The sequence below is a fragment of the Microcosmobacter mediterraneus genome (assembly GCF_031846265.1).
GTDB lineage: Bacteria > Bacteroidota > Bacteroidia > Flavobacteriales > Flavobacteriaceae > Microcosmobacter > Microcosmobacter mediterraneus.
In genome coordinates this window covers 107294-123940 of record NZ_JAVRIA010000005.1, presented here as the reverse complement: position 1 = coordinate 123940, position 16647 = coordinate 107294, and the positions used below count along the sequence as shown (strand labels likewise).

The following is a 16647-nucleotide window of genomic DNA, read 5'->3' as shown; positions in this document are numbered from 1 at the left end:
ATGGAATTAGTAATCAAAGTCTTCTTACTGTTTCTAGCCATATATTTTTTAATTGGTTTTTTATTTGGTTTGTTTTTCATTTTCAGAGCACCTAAAATAGATCCTTTAATGAGTGACAGCAAGAAGAAAGTTAGAATCTTATTATTCCCAGGTGTTATGGCAACTTGGCCTTTTTTAATTGGTAAATTATTTAAATCTAAAACTAATTGATATGAATTCTAGTCAACGTAAATGGCATGGATTTGTCTGGTTATTAATCGTGCTTATAGTTCCAGCAATACTGTTTTTATCGGTGAAAGATCTCAATCTATTTACTTGGGAAGCTACACATTCAGAAGAATTAAAATCTCTTAAGTCGGATCCAATTAGTGTTGCTGAAAATAATCTTGTAAAACTTTCTTTGTTTGAAAGTTCTGTCGAAATTATACTAAAGAAAACATTAAAACATCCTTCCTCTGTAATTTACGAGATTGATGCGCAAGGCAATAAAGGTCAATTGATTGGTCAGCTTACAACAGTTGGACTATATAATTTCAATATAACAGAATTACCTTATGGTATTTTAATTTACGATTCAATTAAAGAAACAGAAATAACTAAACTTCTTTTTTAATGGCATTAGATTATAAATTAGTTATCTGGAACCCTTTTAAAAAGCGCTATGATAAGATTATAGCTTTAAGTATGCTATTCTACGTGATTGTTTTTGCAGCTGTCACATTTATTTTTAATTCGGAAACTAGCATAGAAACACTAATCATAAGATCTTTTGGTTCTTTAGCGATAGTAATGCTCCACATCATATTGATTATTGGACCACTAACTAGGTTGAATTCAAAATTCTTACCTATTCTTTACAATAGAAGGCATCTTGGCGTTAGCATGTTTTTGGCTGCACTAATTCATGGAGGATTTTCCACATTTCAATTTCATGCGCTAGGTGATACCAATCCTATTTATTCTCTATTTACCTCAAATATGAATTATGGTTCGTTAACTAATTTTCCGTTTCAAGTATTAGGTTTTTTAGCGTTGCTTATTCTATTTATTATGGCTTCTACGAGTCATGATTTCTTTTTAGCGAATTTATCAGCTAAAGTTTGGAAACGACTACACATGCTCGTTTACTTTGCTTATATACTAATTATCGCTCATGTGTTTTTGGGAGCATTTCAGCAAGAAACATCACTTTTTACAATTGGGATATTGGTCATTGGATTTATCATTGTTGCAAGTCTCCATATAATTTCCGCTTTTAAGGAACTTAAAATTGATCGTGCCAAAACAAAAGAAAAAGACAGTTGGCTTGAGGTTTGCCATATCGATGATATTGAAGACGATAGAGCAAAAATTTTTACTGTAGATAATGAGCGTGTTGCAATTTTTAAATATGATGGAAAGTTATCTGCGATTCACAATGTGTGCAAGCATCAAGGCGGACCTTTAGGTGAAGGGAAAATAATTGATGGTTGTGTAACATGTCCTTGGCATGGTTACCAATATTTACCACACAATGGTCAGTCGCCTCCTCCATTTACTGAAAAAGTTGCTACTTATGAATTAAAGCTTGAAGGCCAAACAATTTTCATTAATCCAAAAGGGTTTGAAGAAGGTACTGAAGTTAAACCTTGTAACTATTAAACAATGAAAAAGAATAACGATTTTTTCGTGCCATATATTGAAGGGAGTCTTGGAGCAAGTACCAAAAAAACACTTAAGACATTTACAATTGTTACTTTTTTAGTCGTCATAGTTGGCGCACTTGTTTTTAGTTTTTCTCAAAAGCCTTTTAAGAATAGTACTTTTGAATTAACTAGTGCAACTAAAATTACAGGTGTTTTTCATGAAAATCCTTACCCAATGCTTCGTGTTGAAGTTGAAAAAAACAATTATAAAAACATCTTACTACTTGGTTTTGGAAAGTCTAGTGCTAATCCGTTTTTAGACAAACTGATTACTGAAGTCGGATCATTAGATGGGAAAAACATTAGTATAGAAGGTAATCTTATCTACTACAATGGTAAAACATTAATACAAATTACCGACGATGAAAAAGTAATTCTCGAAGACGGATCAAATTCACAAATACCTTCTAAAGAAGTAATTAGTGAAATGACACTTCAAGGCGAAATTATAGATCCTAAATGCTATTTTGGTGTTATGAAACCTGGTAAAGGTAAAATTCATCGCAGTTGTGCTGTACGTTGCATCTCTGGTGGCATTCCGCCTGTTCTAGCAACTTCTGACAACAATAATATATCAGAATATTATCTACTTACAGATTTAAACGGAAATCCAATTAATGAAGCTGTATTGCCTTTTATTGGCAAGCCTTCAGAAATAAAAGGTATTGTAGAACGACAAGAAGATTGGTATATTTTAAAAATAGATCCTAAAGACATTAAGGTTTCTGGCTTAAAGTCGACTATTTATTAAAAAACATGAAACTACATTTTTCACTACTATTTTTTGCATTGACATTAATGCTCAATGCTCAGACCATTGATTACAATACAAAAAGAGGTACAGCAGTAGGAGGTTATGACGTTGTAGCTTATTTTAATGGAACTCCAGAGAAAGGTAGTTCAGAATTTGTGCATAAATATGATGGTATTACCTATAAATTTTCAAGTCAAGAAAATTTAAAAACATTTATTGCGAATCCAAACACCTATTTACCACAATATGGAGGTTATTGTGCTTATGCTATTGCTAAAAAAGGCAAAAAAGTAGGTATTGACCCAAAGACATTTGAAATACGAAATGGAAAGCTTTATTTATTCTACAATTCTTGGGGAAATAATACTTTAGAAAATTGGTTAGAAGAACAACCAAAGGAACTTATAAAAAGGGCTGATATTAACTGGAAAAATATAAATTAATTGAACTTTATAATTTATTTTTTAATTGGGTCGCTTACAGCAATTCTTGGTGCTTTGCCATTAGGCACAACAAATGTAGCCGTAATTAATACAACCATTAAAGAGGATGTTAAACAAGCACTAAAGATTATTTATCCCGCAGCTATTGCTGAATTATTTTTAATAACTATTGCCATTAATTTTAATATGCAAATTGAGAATTTCGTAGATATGAATATATGGCTTCAGTATAGTATCGCAATAATTATGCTGGCTATTGGTGTCTTTTTATTCTTTGGCAGAAAAGAATGTATAAAAGATGAAAACGAAGAATGCATAATTATAAAAAAACGATATAACATCTCTAAACAAACCCTTGGTTTTATATTAGGTTTTTTTAATCCAACAGTATTAGTTTATTGGATTTTAGTAATCTCGTTTTTGAATAAAAAGATGATTTATTTAACAACCAAAATAGATTACTCCCTTTTGTTTTTATTCATTGTAGGTGCATTCATAGGAAAAGTTATTACACTCTATATATATGGTAAATTTAGCCACCTATTAAAAATAAGAGTAAAGAATATGACTCAAAAAATAAATAGAGTAATTGGTATTTTATTAGTATTTGTCTCTTTAGTTCAGTTTATAAAATTACTATACTACTAAAAGAGCAATCTCCTTTATGACTAAACAGTAAGTATTACTTATTAAGCAGCTTCTTCAGACTTAAAATAATCGTATAGTTCTTTACAACCATAGCCGATTATAGACAAACGCTTATTTTTAATTAAGGCTTCATTGTGAAGCATCGCCAAGGCATTAACGCCATAACGATCAATCTTTTCAAGTCCTTCAAGGCTTATGGTAATTGCATCATTAGTTTCAAAAACGTATCTAAAAGCTTCTTGAAACTCTGCAATACTCTTCTTGGTTAAGATACCCTTAATCTTAAAACGGTTGTTATAATTTGTGATAGACAGTGCCATAACATAGTCTTTTAAAACAGTTAAACAATACATTTGGTGCTACTAAAAAATAAGGGAGTTCAATGGACAGATACTAACAGTATCTATAATTGATGATTTAAAGATGAGACTAAATTATTTAAAAAAGAATTTTAATCGATTAAAGACCAATTGTTTAGTCTATAAAGCCTATGGATTAAGAAATTACTGAAATACTTAGTTGTTAATTCGCTTTTTATGTGCATCAACATCTACTGGTTTATGAACTATTTTTTTTGAAACAGGGTATTTTCCCAAGAGTGATTTTGGTCGTATTGGTCGTTCAGTAAAATTCCCACCACAATTTGGGCAAACTTTAAGTAAAACATTGTCTACACAATCTTTACAAAACGTACATTCAAACGTGCAAATCATTGCTTCGTCTGAGTCGTAAGGCAATGCTTTATTACAATGTTCGCAAGTTGGTCTTATCTCTAGCATTTTCTTTAATCATTTCGTTTAAAAACTTCTCGATACAATTCCTCATACTTCAGAATAACTCGAAGTAATGAAACTATATTTTCTTGACATATTTAGTTATAATTACAATGTGCTGACCATCTACTTTACCTTCAATATACTCTGCATTATCATGGTCTAAAGAAATACGCCTAACTGCTGTGCCTTGCTTTGCAACCATGCTTGACCCTTTCACTTTTAAATCTTTAATAAGTACAACAGAATCTCCAGCTTCTAAAATAACTCCATTAACATCTCTATGAACGAGTTTGTTTTCATCTGCTTCACCATCACCTGATGCTTTGGCCAACTCTAGAATTTCATCCTCTAGATACATCATATCCAATAAGTCTTGCGGCCAATCTGCTTTAATACGGTTTAGCATTCTCCATGCCATAATCTTTACGGCATTATGCTCACTCCACATACTATCATTGAGACATCTCCAGTGATTAGGATCGATAGTCTCAGAATCATTCATTTGATCAATACATGTTTTAGAAGCGTATAAAGCTGATTTTAATCCGTTTTCCTTAATATCTGGAATGATAAAAACAGATAAGTTTTCAACTTCACCACTAAGCTCACATTTTGAGCCACTTCGTTTTTGTAATTCTCTTTCTAAACTCATATTTTAGTAATATGAGCAAATATAACAATAGGGTTTTTCTTAAAAGATTAAATCAGCTTATGATGCTAATTTTTTAGACTTAGCATCGTTTGGGTCAATATAAATCTCAAGTATTTTAGCTCCTTGCGCATTGAAAATAACATCTATACAATTAGCTGGTATTAAAACTGTTTCACCAATGGATATAAATTCAGAATAATTGTTTACAATAATTTCTGCACTGCCCTCTACACACATATAGATAACAAATGAATCTAAACCTTTGTAATCTCTTTTTTGAGGGCCCTGTACTTCAAAAATATTGGTTGTAAAAAAGTCGCAATCTACAAGATTACTCGTTCTATTGTGTTCCAAACGATAATCACTTTTACCATTAGAAGTAGATATCTTAGTTGCTTTTTGTGCTAACTCAGTATGAAGTTCTCTTTGCTGACCATTATCATCAATTCTATCCCAATCATATACACGATAAGTTATATCGCTTGTTTGCTGTATTTCTGCTGCTAACACTCCAGCACCAATGGCATGAATTTTACCCGCTGGGATGAAATAACTATCACCTTGGCTAACTTTTTCAGTATTAAAAATAGCATTAACATTCGAAGCATTAATATCACCCAAAACCTCGCTATTTATCTTATCATTTTTTAATCCCAATACAATCTCTGCGTCTTTATCGCTATCCATTATGTACCACATTTCTGTTTTACCAAATGAATTGTGATGAGTCTTTGCCATTTTATCGTCTGGATGTACCTGCACCGATAAATTTGTTTTAGCATCTAAAAACTTAATTAATAATGGGAAGTTTTCACCAAATATTGAAATATTAGCTTGCCCCATAAAATCACCTTTAAACATAGTGATGAGTTCATTTAATGACTTGCCTTTATAAAGGCCGTTGGTTACTATTGAAATATTTTCATCTACTCCAGAGATTTCCCAACTTTCACCTACATTTTTTGATTTTGACTTTTTATTTAAAATCTGTGATAGTTTTTCACCTCCCCAAATTTTCTCTTTTAATATTGGTCTAAATTTTATTGGATATGTATTCATAATATAATGCCTAAAGTAAAGATTGTTGTATGTTATTATTGTCAGAATCCTGATTTTTAAAATATTCTAAGAGCGAAAAAACACTCTTAAATAACGTTGATTTTATATGTCGTTTACGCTTAATCTCTTTGTTAAAAGCGATGATTTCATCTTTTTCAGTACATAGAGAATTTACAATCTCATTGATATTATAATTTTGTTCTATTAAATTATTAGTATCGATAAACCCGATATGTTTTAAATCAAAATCATTGAATAAATATCTTGCACCAGCACGTTTCGCTGACTCCCTATTCACTTTCTTTTTTATTTGAACTATTGAAACTTTATCCATACAAGCTTCTTTAATTTCTAGTAATTTTTCGAGTGTTTCATCTTTGCTTTCATTATCAACCAAGCACATTTTAATGTGTTCTGTAGAGTTAATATTTTCAATGAAATCCTCAGGATTTATATCTGTTACGTTATTGTGAAATATGATAATTACACCTATGTTCATTATTCAATTGGTTTTCTTGTATTAAACAATTTCTAATTCGCAAGGTGCTTTATAGAAATCTTGATTCTTTTTAGCACTGTATACGCAAGCGATTTGAGCTAACTGCATTACTATTTTTACAGAATCTTTCATAGATAGTTTAGAACCGTCTGCATGTATCCATCGTTTTAGAGGCTGCTCACAAAGCATGGCTTTCGCTTTCTTTAATCCGAAATGATTAGACATTCTTTTAAAGATTTCTACATCAAATATCCATTGGGTCACAAACTTTTTACTGAAGGCGACATCAATAACATCTTTATGGAAGATTTTTGCACCACATTGTGTGTCTTTGAAATCCATAGAAAGGATTTTTCTGATAATAAAATTGATTGTTAAACTAATTATCTTTCTAGCGGACTCTTTAGTAATGTTAGCTCCCATTCTAGAGATACGAGACCCACTTACAATCTTATAATCTGACGTTTCTATAGTTTTAACTAAGTCGTCAAAATCAGCAAGATCAGTAGATAAATCTGCATCTAAAAAGCCGATGTAATCTAGGTCATCTTTTTTGGCCATATGCAGCATTCCCAATCTCACTGCTTCTGCTTTTCCTCCATTTTTTTCACAGTCATAAACTGTTATAAAGTCTTCTCTCCCCTTTCTTAAGTTATGTAATACCTCTAAAGTTTTATCTTTACTTCCATCATTAACAAAACATAAGTGATACCCAGAATTTTTGTCTATAAAGGTTAAAAATTCATCACTCAACAGACGTTCTTCTTCATTATAGCATGGTATTACTACACCAACACATCGTTGCTGAATCATAATGCCTTTATTAGTATCAATTACGCTCTCTAATTCTGGCGCTCCTATCAATCGTTTTACTCTTGCACATATTTCATTAAGACTTAAGGGCTTCTTCATGTAGTCATTTACACCAAGCTCAAAAGCACTTGTGATCACTTCATCTTTAGTATTACCAGAGAGAATCATAATAGGTGTTTCTGACCCTTTAGTAATTCTAATATGAGTGATAACATCAAATCCTGAGACATTTGGCATATTGACATCTACGATTACTAAATCTGGACGAAATGAATCGAATGTATCTAGTGCTTTTTTAGCATCAGTTTCAATTTTAATATCATATCCTAAATCCGTTAATCGTTTCTCTAACGGAAGTAATACTAATTGTTGATCATCTATGGCTAAAACTTTCATAATAAGTGGTTTTTATCATTAATTACAGTTCAAAAGTACTAGACAAGACTACTCAAAAATTTTAATTTAGATAAACCAGTCGCTAAGTGTAGACGAATGGTAGATTGCTGTAGTTAATTAAAAATAGAACTGGTATACAAATTATATATCTTTACCATGTTGATTAATAATCAATGCTTTAAATGAAAAACAGTTCAAATAAATACTTAATTGTTGCTTTACTTATAGGTATAGCATTTCATGGGACGTCTATCTTTTTTACTTTAGAAACGACCTATGATGCCCTTATTCATTTATTCTTTGCGGACCACTATGCTAATAGCTGGTTTGAGCCATGGAATTATAAATGGTATACTGGGTTTACAGTAATGAGTTATCCACCATTAGTGCATCAGTCCATTGCCGCTTTATCTCTTATTGGTGGCTTAAAGTTTGGAATGTTCACAGTAGCTCTTATTGGAATTTTACTATTTATAACTGGTGTATATCGATTCTCTTTAATGATGACGTCAAATAAAACTGTAGCAGGCTATGCTTCTATTCTTGCAGTTTTTTCGTCTTCTTTTGTTGAGACGTTACATATTTTTGGTCAATTACCTAGTATTATAGGTATATCTGTTTTAATGCATGCCTTACCCGAAATCTACTTATGGCTTAAAACTGGTAAATGGCGTTATTTAGCGACATCTCTTTCTTTAATTGCTGTAACGGTAACATCGCATCATGTGACTCCAATTTTTGGTATGGTGTTCTTTATTTTTCCACTAATCGGGATGGTCATTATGGACCATGCAAAGGAACAAATAGATACAATAAAAGCTGTTACTCTAAAGCTATTTATACATAGTTTTTTTAAGTTGTTTAAACGTATTATTAGTTTTGGTTTATTGTCTTTGGTAATAATCATAGGATGCATTCTTCCGTATTGGATAAACTCAAAAAACAATCCTATTACTCAGGTTCCTATTCCGCATGGATCTAGAGATAATTTTATTGAAATTACGTCATCTGGCTTGGTATTCTTTTTAATTCCTTGGGGAATTTTATTGATATTACTTCCTTATATATTTTATAGATTCTACAGTAAGCGTTATCTATTTTTTGGATTATCTATTACTATACTTTTTATTTTAGGCACAGGTGGCACTACTCCAATTCCAAGATTAGTATTAGGTGAAACTGCTTTTAATATTTTAACCTTAGACCGCTTTACGCTTTGGGCATCCATAATGTCTTTGCCTCTGTTTGGCGAGTTTACATATCGCTTCATACAAGGTGATTTAAAGACACTAATACAGTCTACGTTTGGTGCTGTTTACCATCGCATGGCTGGTGGTATTTTAACTGGTCTATTTTTATTCATGACGGTTTTCACCATGAGTCTTGGGTATTTTAAACCCTCTCAGCCACAAAAAATTAAAATGCTTCCTATTGTCAATTTCCTTAATCAAGATCAGCACGATCAATGGAGATACATGACTTTAGGATTTGGTGATCAGATGGCTTGGTTATCAGCGCAAACCAATGCGATGTCTGTAGATGGTAATTACCATTCTGCAAGGAGACTTCCTGAACTTACAACAAGGCCTATTGAACGTTTAGAGAATTCAAAATTTAAAGGTGTTGAAGGCATAGGCTCCTTACAACAGTTTTTAACAACACCAGAAAAGTATAATTTAAAGTACATTTTCTCTAACGATAAGTTTTATGATCCAATCTTATATTTTTGCGGTTGGCAACGCTTACGTCAGCTCGAAAATGGTATTATGGTATGGGAAAAGCTAAACGTTCCTCCATTATCCTCTATTTTACCTAAAGAAGATGTAAGTACCTGGCAAAAATTACTTTGGGGAATTGTTCCTTTTCTAACGGTTTTAATTGCCTTTTTACTAAATATACAATCCCTTTTAATTAGAGGATTAAAAAGTAAACTCAAGTCTTCACCTATATACTTAAACTTTAAGAACGATTACTCTAGTTTTTCAAAAGGTCTTTTAAAGTTCTCACATATTTGGTCAATCATTTTAGCACTAATCGTTGGATTTGGGATATACCAATTCTATATTAAAAATGAATCGCATCATTCCCCAAAAAATACGGTCTTAGCTTACTATGATGCTTTAGACTTTAAAGAATTTGAGAAAGCACATAGTTTAGTTAATCCCAACAGTGGTTTAACCATTTCGCAATATATGCTAGAAGTCTCTGTTACTGATGGCTTATTGAGTTCTTATGCGAAACTAGATGCTATAGATACAGAAATCATTAGTCTATCTGATAATTTAGCTAGTGTAAAAGTGAACACCTATTGGATAACACCGTTAGAAAAAATCCACAAAACGTACTATAGATCACTCACAAAGGTTAATGGGAAATGGTATCTTGAGCCTGAGGATATTACTGCAGATTTACCTCCTGACCAGTTATATGCTAGTAATAGAACGAATTACTTTAACCAAGGCAGACGACGCATAACTGCTGAACAAACCCATCACGAAGATGTTTTAAAACAACCTGTTCTTGAAATCCTCTCAGCCAAGCTAGTTAAGCTAGATCACAGTTATGCGATTATTGGTGAAGTTCAGAACATAGATAATGTGCCCGCAGATGTGGTATTGAAAGGCACGCTGTATAATGATAACAACAAAGTATTAGCTACCTATAATGCCAAATATCATGTAAAACATAAACTAATGCCTAAAGAAGTAAGTTCCTTTCGTATAAACTTTGAAGGGATTGCCTGGTCGAAGGCAAAGGACTCTATTCCCAAAACCTTCAATCCAGATGAATTTACGCCTATGGAATTTGAAGAGCAACCAACAAAATTTAACCTTCAAGCTGCTGGAAATGTTTCAGGTTCAGATTTATTTAAAAGTACAACCGTCTCAATTTCAGAAATTAACAACCAACAAATTTCTGGAAACTTATTCAATAGTGGCATTGAAGAAGTTACGATACCACAATTACTAGTATCTTATTATGACAATAATAAAAACTTAATTTGGGTAGACCATTCCTTTATAAAAGAAGGCATTCGTCAACAACGAAAACAAGCGTTTCAGTACCATATGTTAGATCTAAATCAATTTGAGATTATTACAGAAGACATGGGCAATTGCTTTGTTAATGGACTTCCTAATGAAGCTATATCAAATAAGATTGTTTCAGAGCGTATAATAAATCACAATGATGAAGAACTACAAATCATAAATCATCAAAACTATAACTACATAAAATTAGAAGTCAACACTTATATTGGTAATCCCAACTAATGTCATTTAAATCTATTTACATATCACTAATTAGCGTTGCAATCATTTTGTCAGGACTTAGTATGCGACAAGATGTAAATAACAATAGCTATACTTTAGTTTCAACTTCTAAAGTATTTACGGCAGGAGCTAGTATCTCTTTAGAGTTTTCATTTGAGGGTAGTACTGAAGTTATCTTATACTGCTCTAATAGCTATGGCTCAATTCTCTTACATCCAATACTAGATAAAACTTTATCATTTAAAATCCCTCAAAGTATATCTAATAAATCTGGAATATTGAATTGGCAATTACTATCAGAATCAACGTTACTTTCTGGTGAAATAGAGATTCTACCAAAGGTGACTATTGAGACCATAGAAACCTATATTGGTCCACCAAGTATTGAAGCAGGTGGTACTGATTATACCATGTTAGTTTCTATACCAACAGATGATTTGGACAACCCATTAGTTGACAGCACCAAAGTTTCAGTTAAGCATCAATTCTTAGATATTGAAACCAAAGATGAAATATTTACTAAACATGGTTTTGGATATAAAAATTTATACTCCTATGAGAAAAGTGGTCGAGTACTCATAAATACTGAGTGTTTAGATTTAAATTCTAAAGAATACGATGTGAATGTTGTACCTGCTATTCCTACAAGCTTTTCAATTTCAGCAGATCGTATACATAGCTATGCTGATGGAAACCAAATTACAAACTTTAAAACATCGATTATTAAAGATCGCTTTAATAATATTGTTAGCGATGGCACATATGTCACTTTTTTTATCACCAACAAATTGGGTTACAAAGCATATACATCTGGTACTACCTTAGATGGTAGAGCAACAGCCAAAATGTTGCATCCAGATCAAGAGGATCAATGGACAATTAAAGCCTATATTGAAGGTATGGCTAATAGTGAATTTTTGGTTTTAAATTATAAACAGGCCATCTCTGATTTTGATGTTTCATTTTCTAAGAACAATAGGGCAATTACTGTAGGTCCGCTTCAAAGTTTTATGGATCAATATATTCCTAATGGACTAAGTGTGGTACTTAAAGTTTACAAAGATGGAATCTTAGATGATGAGTTTACAGAACAAAGTGTTGAGGGCTATGCTAATTTTAAATTAAAAAAAGATCGCTATCCAAAAGGTAATTATAAGCTTGTGGTTAAGGTTGCAGGACTCACAAAATCATTCCCTAATCTAAAGTATGAATAGTAACAAAAATATATTACGAGGAGTTATTGTATTAAGTTACGTACTTATCATTGCATTGGTGATTTATGGTATTGCTGCGATTTTTTCTTATCTCAATACAGGAGCAGATCGCAGTAAAATGCTACATACAGAGGTTAAGCAAACCGACCACTATTTACCAGAATTAACTTGGGCTCCTTTAGCTAATGAAGGTAGGCCAATTGATGAAGAAAATCTCAAAGCCATAGAAAATGACTATTTAGATGCTTGGTATGTAAAACACGTCGCATTTATGACCAACGCCATGACTGGTATTGATGATTTTTACACCAAGAGCGCTAGAGAAAATATCCGAAATATTATTTCTATTAATTCAGAAAATACTTCATTCATTGAAGCCACCACATTAGCGCATCACCCAACTCTAGAGTTTTTTAGTGAAGATGGACAGTTAGCAGTTCTGACTGATCATAATGTTATTGAGTTCAAACGTATGTTTAATGGCGAGCGTCTAGTTGCGGAAATCAACGAAAAATCAACCTACAAAGTGACCTTATTGTTAGAAGATGGATTCTGGAGAATACGACATTTGGTTCGTATAAAAAGCGAGCCCTACACTCCAGATGCAAAGCAAAATCCTATTACAATTTCTGAAATAAAAGGTATCAACTATTATCCGCAGGTAACTCCTTGGGATATGTTTGGTGCTAATTTTGATGCTGATACTATAGCTTCAGATTTCCAACTGATAGCTTCGAGTGGATTAAATAGCATACGTGTTTTTGTACCTTATGATAGCTTTGGAAAAGCTAGTGTTGACAATAACAAACTCTCACAACTTATAACACTATTAGATCTTGCAGAAACAGCAAATCTTAAAGTTATGGTGACGCTTTTTGATTTCTACGGAGACTATTCAGTTATCAACTGGAGTTTAACACAACGCCATGCCAAAACTATTGTTAATGCCTTAAAATATCATAATGCTTTACTAGGTTGGGATATTAAAAATGAACCCAATTTAGATTTTGAAAACAGAACAGAGCCATTAATTCTGGCCTGGTTAGATAAAATGGTAGATTTTGTAAAATCAGAAGATCCAAGCCATCCTATAACTATCGGCTGGTCAAATGCAGAAAGTAGTTTGCTATTGAAAGATAAATTAGATTTTGTATCCTTTCATTATTATGAGGATATTGATGCGTTGGATGAGACGTATAAAGCTTTAAAAACAGAAATACCAGATAAGCCTATTGTAATTTCTGAATTTGGACTATCATCATACAGTGGCTTATGGAATCCTCTCGGAAATTCAGAAGAGGATCAAGCTGAATATCATCAAGCCATGCAAGTTATCTTTTTAGAAAATGATATTCAATTTATGTCGTGGACACTTTACGACTTTATAGAAATACCAAAGGAAGTCGTTGGACGACTTCCTTGGCGCCAAAATGCGCAAAAGCATTTTGGATTTATAGATGAAAGTGGGATTAAAAAGCCTTCTTTTAAGTATATCTCAACTAAAGGATAGCTTTATGCGTATTGCTATTAACCTTGGAGATTTTTACGCATTTTTCATCTACAATTTTTTTAAAAGTCTCTATATACATATCAGCTATTTGTGACATTGGATGTGCCGTTGCTGCTTTATAATTTTGTTTAGCTAGGTGCAATCTATAAGCTTCATTTACAACTAAAGCTTCAATGGCATTAGCCATACTTTTAACACTAGTCGGCTCAAAAAATTCACCTAAATAACCTTCGTCTTTTACTAATAAAGCTAAGTCACCTAAGTCTGGCATAACAACCGCTTTACCATAACTTCCTGCTTGGTGTAATACTCCTGAGCTTCCAGTTGTAGATGTATACGGAAATACAACAACTGTACTTTTATTAAATAACACAGGTACTTCTTCCTCTTCTACATATCCTGTAAAACGGACTTGAGGCACATGCTTATAATCCTCTTGTACTTTCGCTAAATATCCTGGCACATTTGGATTGTCCGTTCCTGCAATAACGACTTCTAAATCTAATCCTGTAGATTTTCTAACCATCTCAACAGCCTCAATCATACCTTCTACCTTTTTATAAGTTCCGAATTTTCCAAAAGTCATAATCTGTAATGGCCCTTGCGGTAATGTATAATCTGGCTCTTCAGCAATCTCAAAGGTACCATGTGGAATCAATTTTACATTAGTCGCTAAGTATTTAACCTCTAAGATATTCACATACTTCTGCATGGTTACAGCAACTATATCTGCTTGTAATATTAATTTTGTCAATGATGTACCTATAAATCCGTAGATCCTCTGCATTAATTTATTTGACGTAAAGCCTGCACTTCCTAAATCTACTTCTTCAAGTATATTGTGCAATAAAACGATGTTAGGAATGTTTTTCAGCTTACAAACTAATGGTAACATTAACCCTAATGCTGCCGCTATTTTCTTATCACCAAACTTCATAAATTGTAAGTTGAATAATACTGAATCTGGCTTTGTTTTATTTATCGCTTTCGTTACAGAAAAGATGTTTTTATAACTATTAAATGACCAGCATTCTTTTACTGTAATCTTACAACCAGCTTCTGTAAACTCAAGATCTTTTGCTTTTTCAGTTCTATCTGTTAATAAGATTAATTCTGTTACGTTCTGGTTTTTTCTAAACTGCTTTACTAAATGAAATGCATACTCGTTTAAAGTGACTTTACTTGGTGGATATGCGGTTACGATTGCTAATTTCATGATGTGATTTATTTATTGGTTTTTAAATATTATGCTTTGTTTACAGTACAAATTTGAGGTTTAAAACGGACAAAAACTGTCCTCCTTAGATAGGTTGCTTTTTAGTGTAGACGAATGGTAATTTACTTTAGATTAAGCTTTTTTGAGCTCTTGTTTCTTGCCTAAAAAATGCTAATTGTATCACTAATAATAAGGCCATAGCAATAATCTGCATATGCACTACCTGATCTAAACTATCGTGATAGAAGACCACTAATACCATTTGCAGCATTCCAAATATTCCAGATATAATTACAGGTACATATTTATCTAAAGACAAATAGTAATAAGCGAAAATATTAGAGATGGCAAACATAGACGTAGCAAGGGCATATTTCCATAATAAAGGTGCCATCGTTATGTATTCTTCACCAAATAGAAGTTTAATAATAAATTCTGGACAAGCTACACATACAATAACAATAAGTGTTGAAATTGCAACGATATAGACAACATACTTAAATAATACTGATGCGGTTTCCTTTCCTTCTTTCTTTAATTCTACTACAGCTGGTAGTAATAACATGACAAACATCCAAGCAATGAAGTACACAATACGGCCTATTAAAGCTAATGAGGCATACAAACCTGCTTCGTAAGATTCAAAATAATGCTTCACCAATAAGATATCACTGTTGTTAATGATAATTTGTGTGAGTTCATAAAAAGCTGTAAGTAAAAAGAAGCGTTTAATCTGTTTGCTGTAGGTTTTATCTAATGATAATACCTTCTTAAAGTTGAGATGTTTCACCTTAAAAGGGAACAAACCAAAACCGAAGGATAGTAAAATACCTGTAGCAATAACCCAAGACGATTTTATGTCTAAGACTAAAATAATACCAAGCGTAATCAATAAACGACTCAACATTTCTGCTTGATAGGTTATCGATAAAGATTTATAAGCTTTTTTTCCTTGATAGGTACCACGATTAACACTCATTAAAAAGTAAAGTGGCACTCCACATCCAAAAATGGTAAACATACTAGAGGAGGAGGTATTAAATAGTGCTTGTAATTGTGTAGCAAAAACAATAATTAATAATCCTAAAAGTATACCAACTGCTAAAGCTTGTTGATAGACTTTAGCGATAAAACTTTTAAACACAGTGTACTCAAATAATACTGAAAATTTTGCAGTCACCAACTGAAACGTCATTGCGATAAATGAGAGTACTAATAAAAATGTAATCAAAACTGCAGCATCAGCAAATTGTGCTGGTCCTAATAAACGACCCAAAATTAGGTTATATAAATAGTTACCTCCATTAACCGCCAAAACGCTTATCATAAATAATTGTTCTGGTGTTATTTTTTTGGTTTTAATAGCAGCTAATACTTGCATGACTTTTCTGTTTTAATTGTATTGTAATGTTTTATGCTGCTTCGACAGTAAATCTAAATTCATCATAGATTTCTTTGCATCCGACTCCAACTATATAAAAGCCTCTGTTATAATTAAGTGCATTATCATATAAAGCTCTTAATGCTAAAAGCCCATTCTTATCAATCTGAGTGATCTTTTCAATGTTTAGAGTTAAGTCACCAAATGCTTGCATTAATATTTCGCAATGGTTCTGAAAATATTTTACTGTTGATGCATTGATTGCTCCTTCTACTAAAAATTCTCCATTGATTTCTTTAATTGTAAGTGCCATAATTTTATAATTTTAA

At 32.2% G+C, this 16647-nt stretch carries 18 protein-coding genes; 9 read left to right on the top strand and 9 right to left on the bottom strand.

Annotated features, from left to right (window positions below):
* The 6 genes from RM697_RS10090 to RM697_RS10065 are packed head-to-tail and all read left to right on the top strand — an operon-like array spanning position 1 to position 3530.
* Positions 1-210 carry a hypothetical protein gene (locus tag RM697_RS10090; RefSeq protein WP_311427764.1) on the top strand — a complete coding sequence of 70 codons (210 nt, stop codon included), beginning with the start codon at positions 1-3 and terminating at the stop codon, positions 208-210.
* A 1-nt stretch (position 211) separates the two neighbouring features.
* Positions 212-613, top strand: coding sequence for a hypothetical protein (locus RM697_RS10085; RefSeq protein ID WP_311427763.1), 402 nt, complete (start codon positions 212-214; stop codon positions 611-613).
* Positions 613-1641: a Rieske 2Fe-2S domain-containing protein gene (locus RM697_RS10080; RefSeq protein WP_311427762.1), complete on the top strand. Its 1029-nt coding sequence runs from the start codon at positions 613-615 to the stop codon at positions 1639-1641. The genes RM697_RS10085 and RM697_RS10080 overlap by 1 nt, the downstream gene beginning before the upstream one ends.
* 3 nt (positions 1642-1644) lie before the next feature.
* Positions 1645-2436, top strand: coding sequence for a hypothetical protein (locus RM697_RS10075; RefSeq protein ID WP_311427761.1), 792 nt, complete (start codon positions 1645-1647; stop codon positions 2434-2436).
* Between the two features lie 5 nt (positions 2437-2441).
* Positions 2442-2882, top strand: a complete 441-nt coding sequence (locus tag RM697_RS10070) for a YHS domain-containing (seleno)protein (protein ID WP_311427760.1) — start codon at positions 2442-2444, stop codon at positions 2880-2882.
* Complete coding sequence (locus tag RM697_RS10065) at positions 2883-3530, top strand: LysE family transporter (RefSeq protein WP_311427759.1); 648 nt, start codon at positions 2883-2885, stop codon at positions 3528-3530. It begins immediately after the preceding gene.
* Between the two features lie 41 nt (positions 3531-3571).
* On the opposite strand, the gene RM697_RS10060 is transcribed toward RM697_RS10065, so the two are convergent.
* The 6 genes from RM697_RS10060 to RM697_RS10035 all read right to left on the bottom strand — a co-directional run bounded on the left by RM697_RS10060 (position 3572) and on the right by RM697_RS10035 (position 7725).
* The gene (locus tag RM697_RS10060) at positions 3572-3850 is read right to left on the bottom strand and encodes an STAS domain-containing protein (RefSeq protein ID WP_311427758.1); all 279 of its coding nucleotides are present in this window, start codon (positions 3848-3850) and stop codon (positions 3572-3574) included.
* 195 nt (positions 3851-4045) lie between these two features.
* Complete coding sequence (locus RM697_RS10055; protein WP_311427757.1) at positions 4046-4309, bottom strand: DUF1272 domain-containing protein; 264 nt, start codon at positions 4307-4309, stop codon at positions 4046-4048.
* Positions 4310-4382: 73 nt separating this feature from the next.
* Positions 4383-4958, bottom strand: coding sequence for a PhnA domain-containing protein (locus tag RM697_RS10050; protein WP_311427756.1), 576 nt, complete (start codon positions 4956-4958; stop codon positions 4383-4385).
* A 57-nt stretch (positions 4959-5015) separates the two neighbouring features.
* Positions 5016-6017 carry a type I phosphomannose isomerase catalytic subunit gene (locus RM697_RS10045; RefSeq protein ID WP_311427755.1) on the bottom strand — a complete coding sequence of 334 codons (1002 nt, stop codon included), beginning with the start codon at positions 6015-6017 and terminating at the stop codon, positions 5016-5018.
* A gap of 10 nt (positions 6018-6027) precedes the next feature.
* Positions 6028-6516 (bottom strand): glycosyltransferase, encoded by a 489-nt coding sequence (locus RM697_RS10040; RefSeq protein WP_311427754.1) that lies wholly within the window; start codon positions 6514-6516, stop codon positions 6028-6030.
* A 21-nt stretch (positions 6517-6537) separates the two neighbouring features.
* Positions 6538-7725: a response regulator gene (locus tag RM697_RS10035; RefSeq protein ID WP_311427753.1), complete on the bottom strand. Its 1188-nt coding sequence runs from the start codon at positions 7723-7725 to the stop codon at positions 6538-6540.
* A 182-nt stretch (positions 7726-7907) separates the two neighbouring features.
* Between RM697_RS10035 and RM697_RS10030 the strand changes: the two genes are divergently transcribed.
* Genes RM697_RS10030 through RM697_RS10020 form a run of 3 tightly spaced genes read left to right on the top strand, consistent with a single transcriptional unit; the run spans position 7908 to position 13721 of the window.
* Positions 7908-10997: a hypothetical protein gene (locus RM697_RS10030; RefSeq protein ID WP_311427752.1), complete on the top strand. Its 3090-nt coding sequence runs from the start codon at positions 7908-7910 to the stop codon at positions 10995-10997.
* Positions 10997-12211 (top strand): hypothetical protein, encoded by a 1215-nt coding sequence (locus RM697_RS10025; RefSeq protein ID WP_311427751.1) that lies wholly within the window; start codon positions 10997-10999, stop codon positions 12209-12211. The genes RM697_RS10030 and RM697_RS10025 overlap by 1 nt, the downstream gene beginning before the upstream one ends.
* Positions 12204-13721, top strand: a complete 1518-nt coding sequence (locus RM697_RS10020) for a glycoside hydrolase family 2 TIM barrel-domain containing protein (RefSeq protein WP_311427750.1) — start codon at positions 12204-12206, stop codon at positions 13719-13721. Before RM697_RS10025 ends, RM697_RS10020 begins: the two co-directional genes overlap by 8 nt.
* On the opposite strand, the gene RM697_RS10015 is transcribed toward RM697_RS10020, so the two are convergent.
* From RM697_RS10015 to RM697_RS10005, 3 genes are all read right to left on the bottom strand, one after another.
* Complete coding sequence (locus tag RM697_RS10015) at positions 13711-14937, bottom strand: glycosyltransferase (RefSeq protein ID WP_311427749.1); 1227 nt, start codon at positions 14935-14937, stop codon at positions 13711-13713. The two genes, RM697_RS10020 and RM697_RS10015, sit on opposite strands and share 11 nt — an antisense overlap.
* Positions 14938-15064: 127 nt before the next feature.
* Positions 15065-16318 carry an oligosaccharide flippase family protein gene (locus RM697_RS10010; RefSeq protein ID WP_311427748.1) on the bottom strand — a complete coding sequence of 418 codons (1254 nt, stop codon included), beginning with the start codon at positions 16316-16318 and terminating at the stop codon, positions 15065-15067.
* Between the two features lie 31 nt (positions 16319-16349).
* A complete protein-coding gene (locus RM697_RS10005; RefSeq protein WP_311427747.1) occupies positions 16350-16631 on the bottom strand; it encodes a hypothetical protein in 282 nt (93 codons plus the stop codon).
* Between the last annotated feature and the right edge of the window lie 16 nt (positions 16632-16647).

What these genes read in the sequence shown, in the direction of transcription:
- RM697_RS10090 (WP_311427764.1), top strand. Translation starts at nt 1, where the DNA reads ATGGAATTAGTAATCAAAGTCTTCTTACTGTTTCTAGCCATATATTTT.
- RM697_RS10085 (WP_311427763.1), top strand. Translation starts at nt 212, where the DNA reads ATGAATTCTAGTCAACGTAAATGGCATGGATTTGTCTGGTTATTAATC.
- RM697_RS10080 (WP_311427762.1), top strand. Translation starts at nt 613, where the DNA reads ATGGCATTAGATTATAAATTAGTTATCTGGAACCCTTTTAAAAAGCGC.
- RM697_RS10075 (WP_311427761.1), top strand. Translation starts at nt 1,645, where the DNA reads ATGAAAAAGAATAACGATTTTTTCGTGCCATATATTGAAGGGAGTCTT.
- RM697_RS10070 (WP_311427760.1), top strand. Translation starts at nt 2,442, where the DNA reads ATGAAACTACATTTTTCACTACTATTTTTTGCATTGACATTAATGCTC.
- RM697_RS10060 (WP_311427758.1), bottom strand. Translation starts at nt 3,850, where the DNA reads ATGGCACTGTCTATCACAAATTATAACAACCGTTTTAAGATTAAGGGT.
- RM697_RS10055 (WP_311427757.1), bottom strand. Translation starts at nt 4,309, where the DNA reads ATGCTAGAGATAAGACCAACTTGCGAACATTGTAATAAAGCATTGCCT.
- RM697_RS10050 (WP_311427756.1), bottom strand. Translation starts at nt 4,958, where the DNA reads ATGAGTTTAGAAAGAGAATTACAAAAACGAAGTGGCTCAAAATGTGAG.
- RM697_RS10045 (WP_311427755.1), bottom strand. Translation starts at nt 6,017, where the DNA reads ATGAATACATATCCAATAAAATTTAGACCAATATTAAAAGAGAAAATT.
- RM697_RS10040 (WP_311427754.1), bottom strand. Translation starts at nt 6,516, where the DNA reads ATGAACATAGGTGTAATTATCATATTTCACAATAACGTAACAGATATA.
- RM697_RS10035 (WP_311427753.1), bottom strand. Translation starts at nt 7,725, where the DNA reads ATGAAAGTTTTAGCCATAGATGATCAACAATTAGTATTACTTCCGTTA.
- RM697_RS10030 (WP_311427752.1), top strand. Translation starts at nt 7,908, where the DNA reads ATGAAAAACAGTTCAAATAAATACTTAATTGTTGCTTTACTTATAGGT.
- RM697_RS10025 (WP_311427751.1), top strand. Translation starts at nt 10,997, where the DNA reads ATGTCATTTAAATCTATTTACATATCACTAATTAGCGTTGCAATCATT.
- RM697_RS10020 (WP_311427750.1), top strand. Translation starts at nt 12,204, where the DNA reads ATGAATAGTAACAAAAATATATTACGAGGAGTTATTGTATTAAGTTAC.
- RM697_RS10015 (WP_311427749.1), bottom strand. Translation starts at nt 14,937, where the DNA reads ATGAAATTAGCAATCGTAACCGCATATCCACCAAGTAAAGTCACTTTA.
- RM697_RS10010 (WP_311427748.1), bottom strand. Translation starts at nt 16,318, where the DNA reads ATGCAAGTATTAGCTGCTATTAAAACCAAAAAAATAACACCAGAACAA.
- RM697_RS10005 (WP_311427747.1), bottom strand. Translation starts at nt 16,631, where the DNA reads ATGGCACTTACAATTAAAGAAATCAATGGAGAATTTTTAGTAGAAGGA.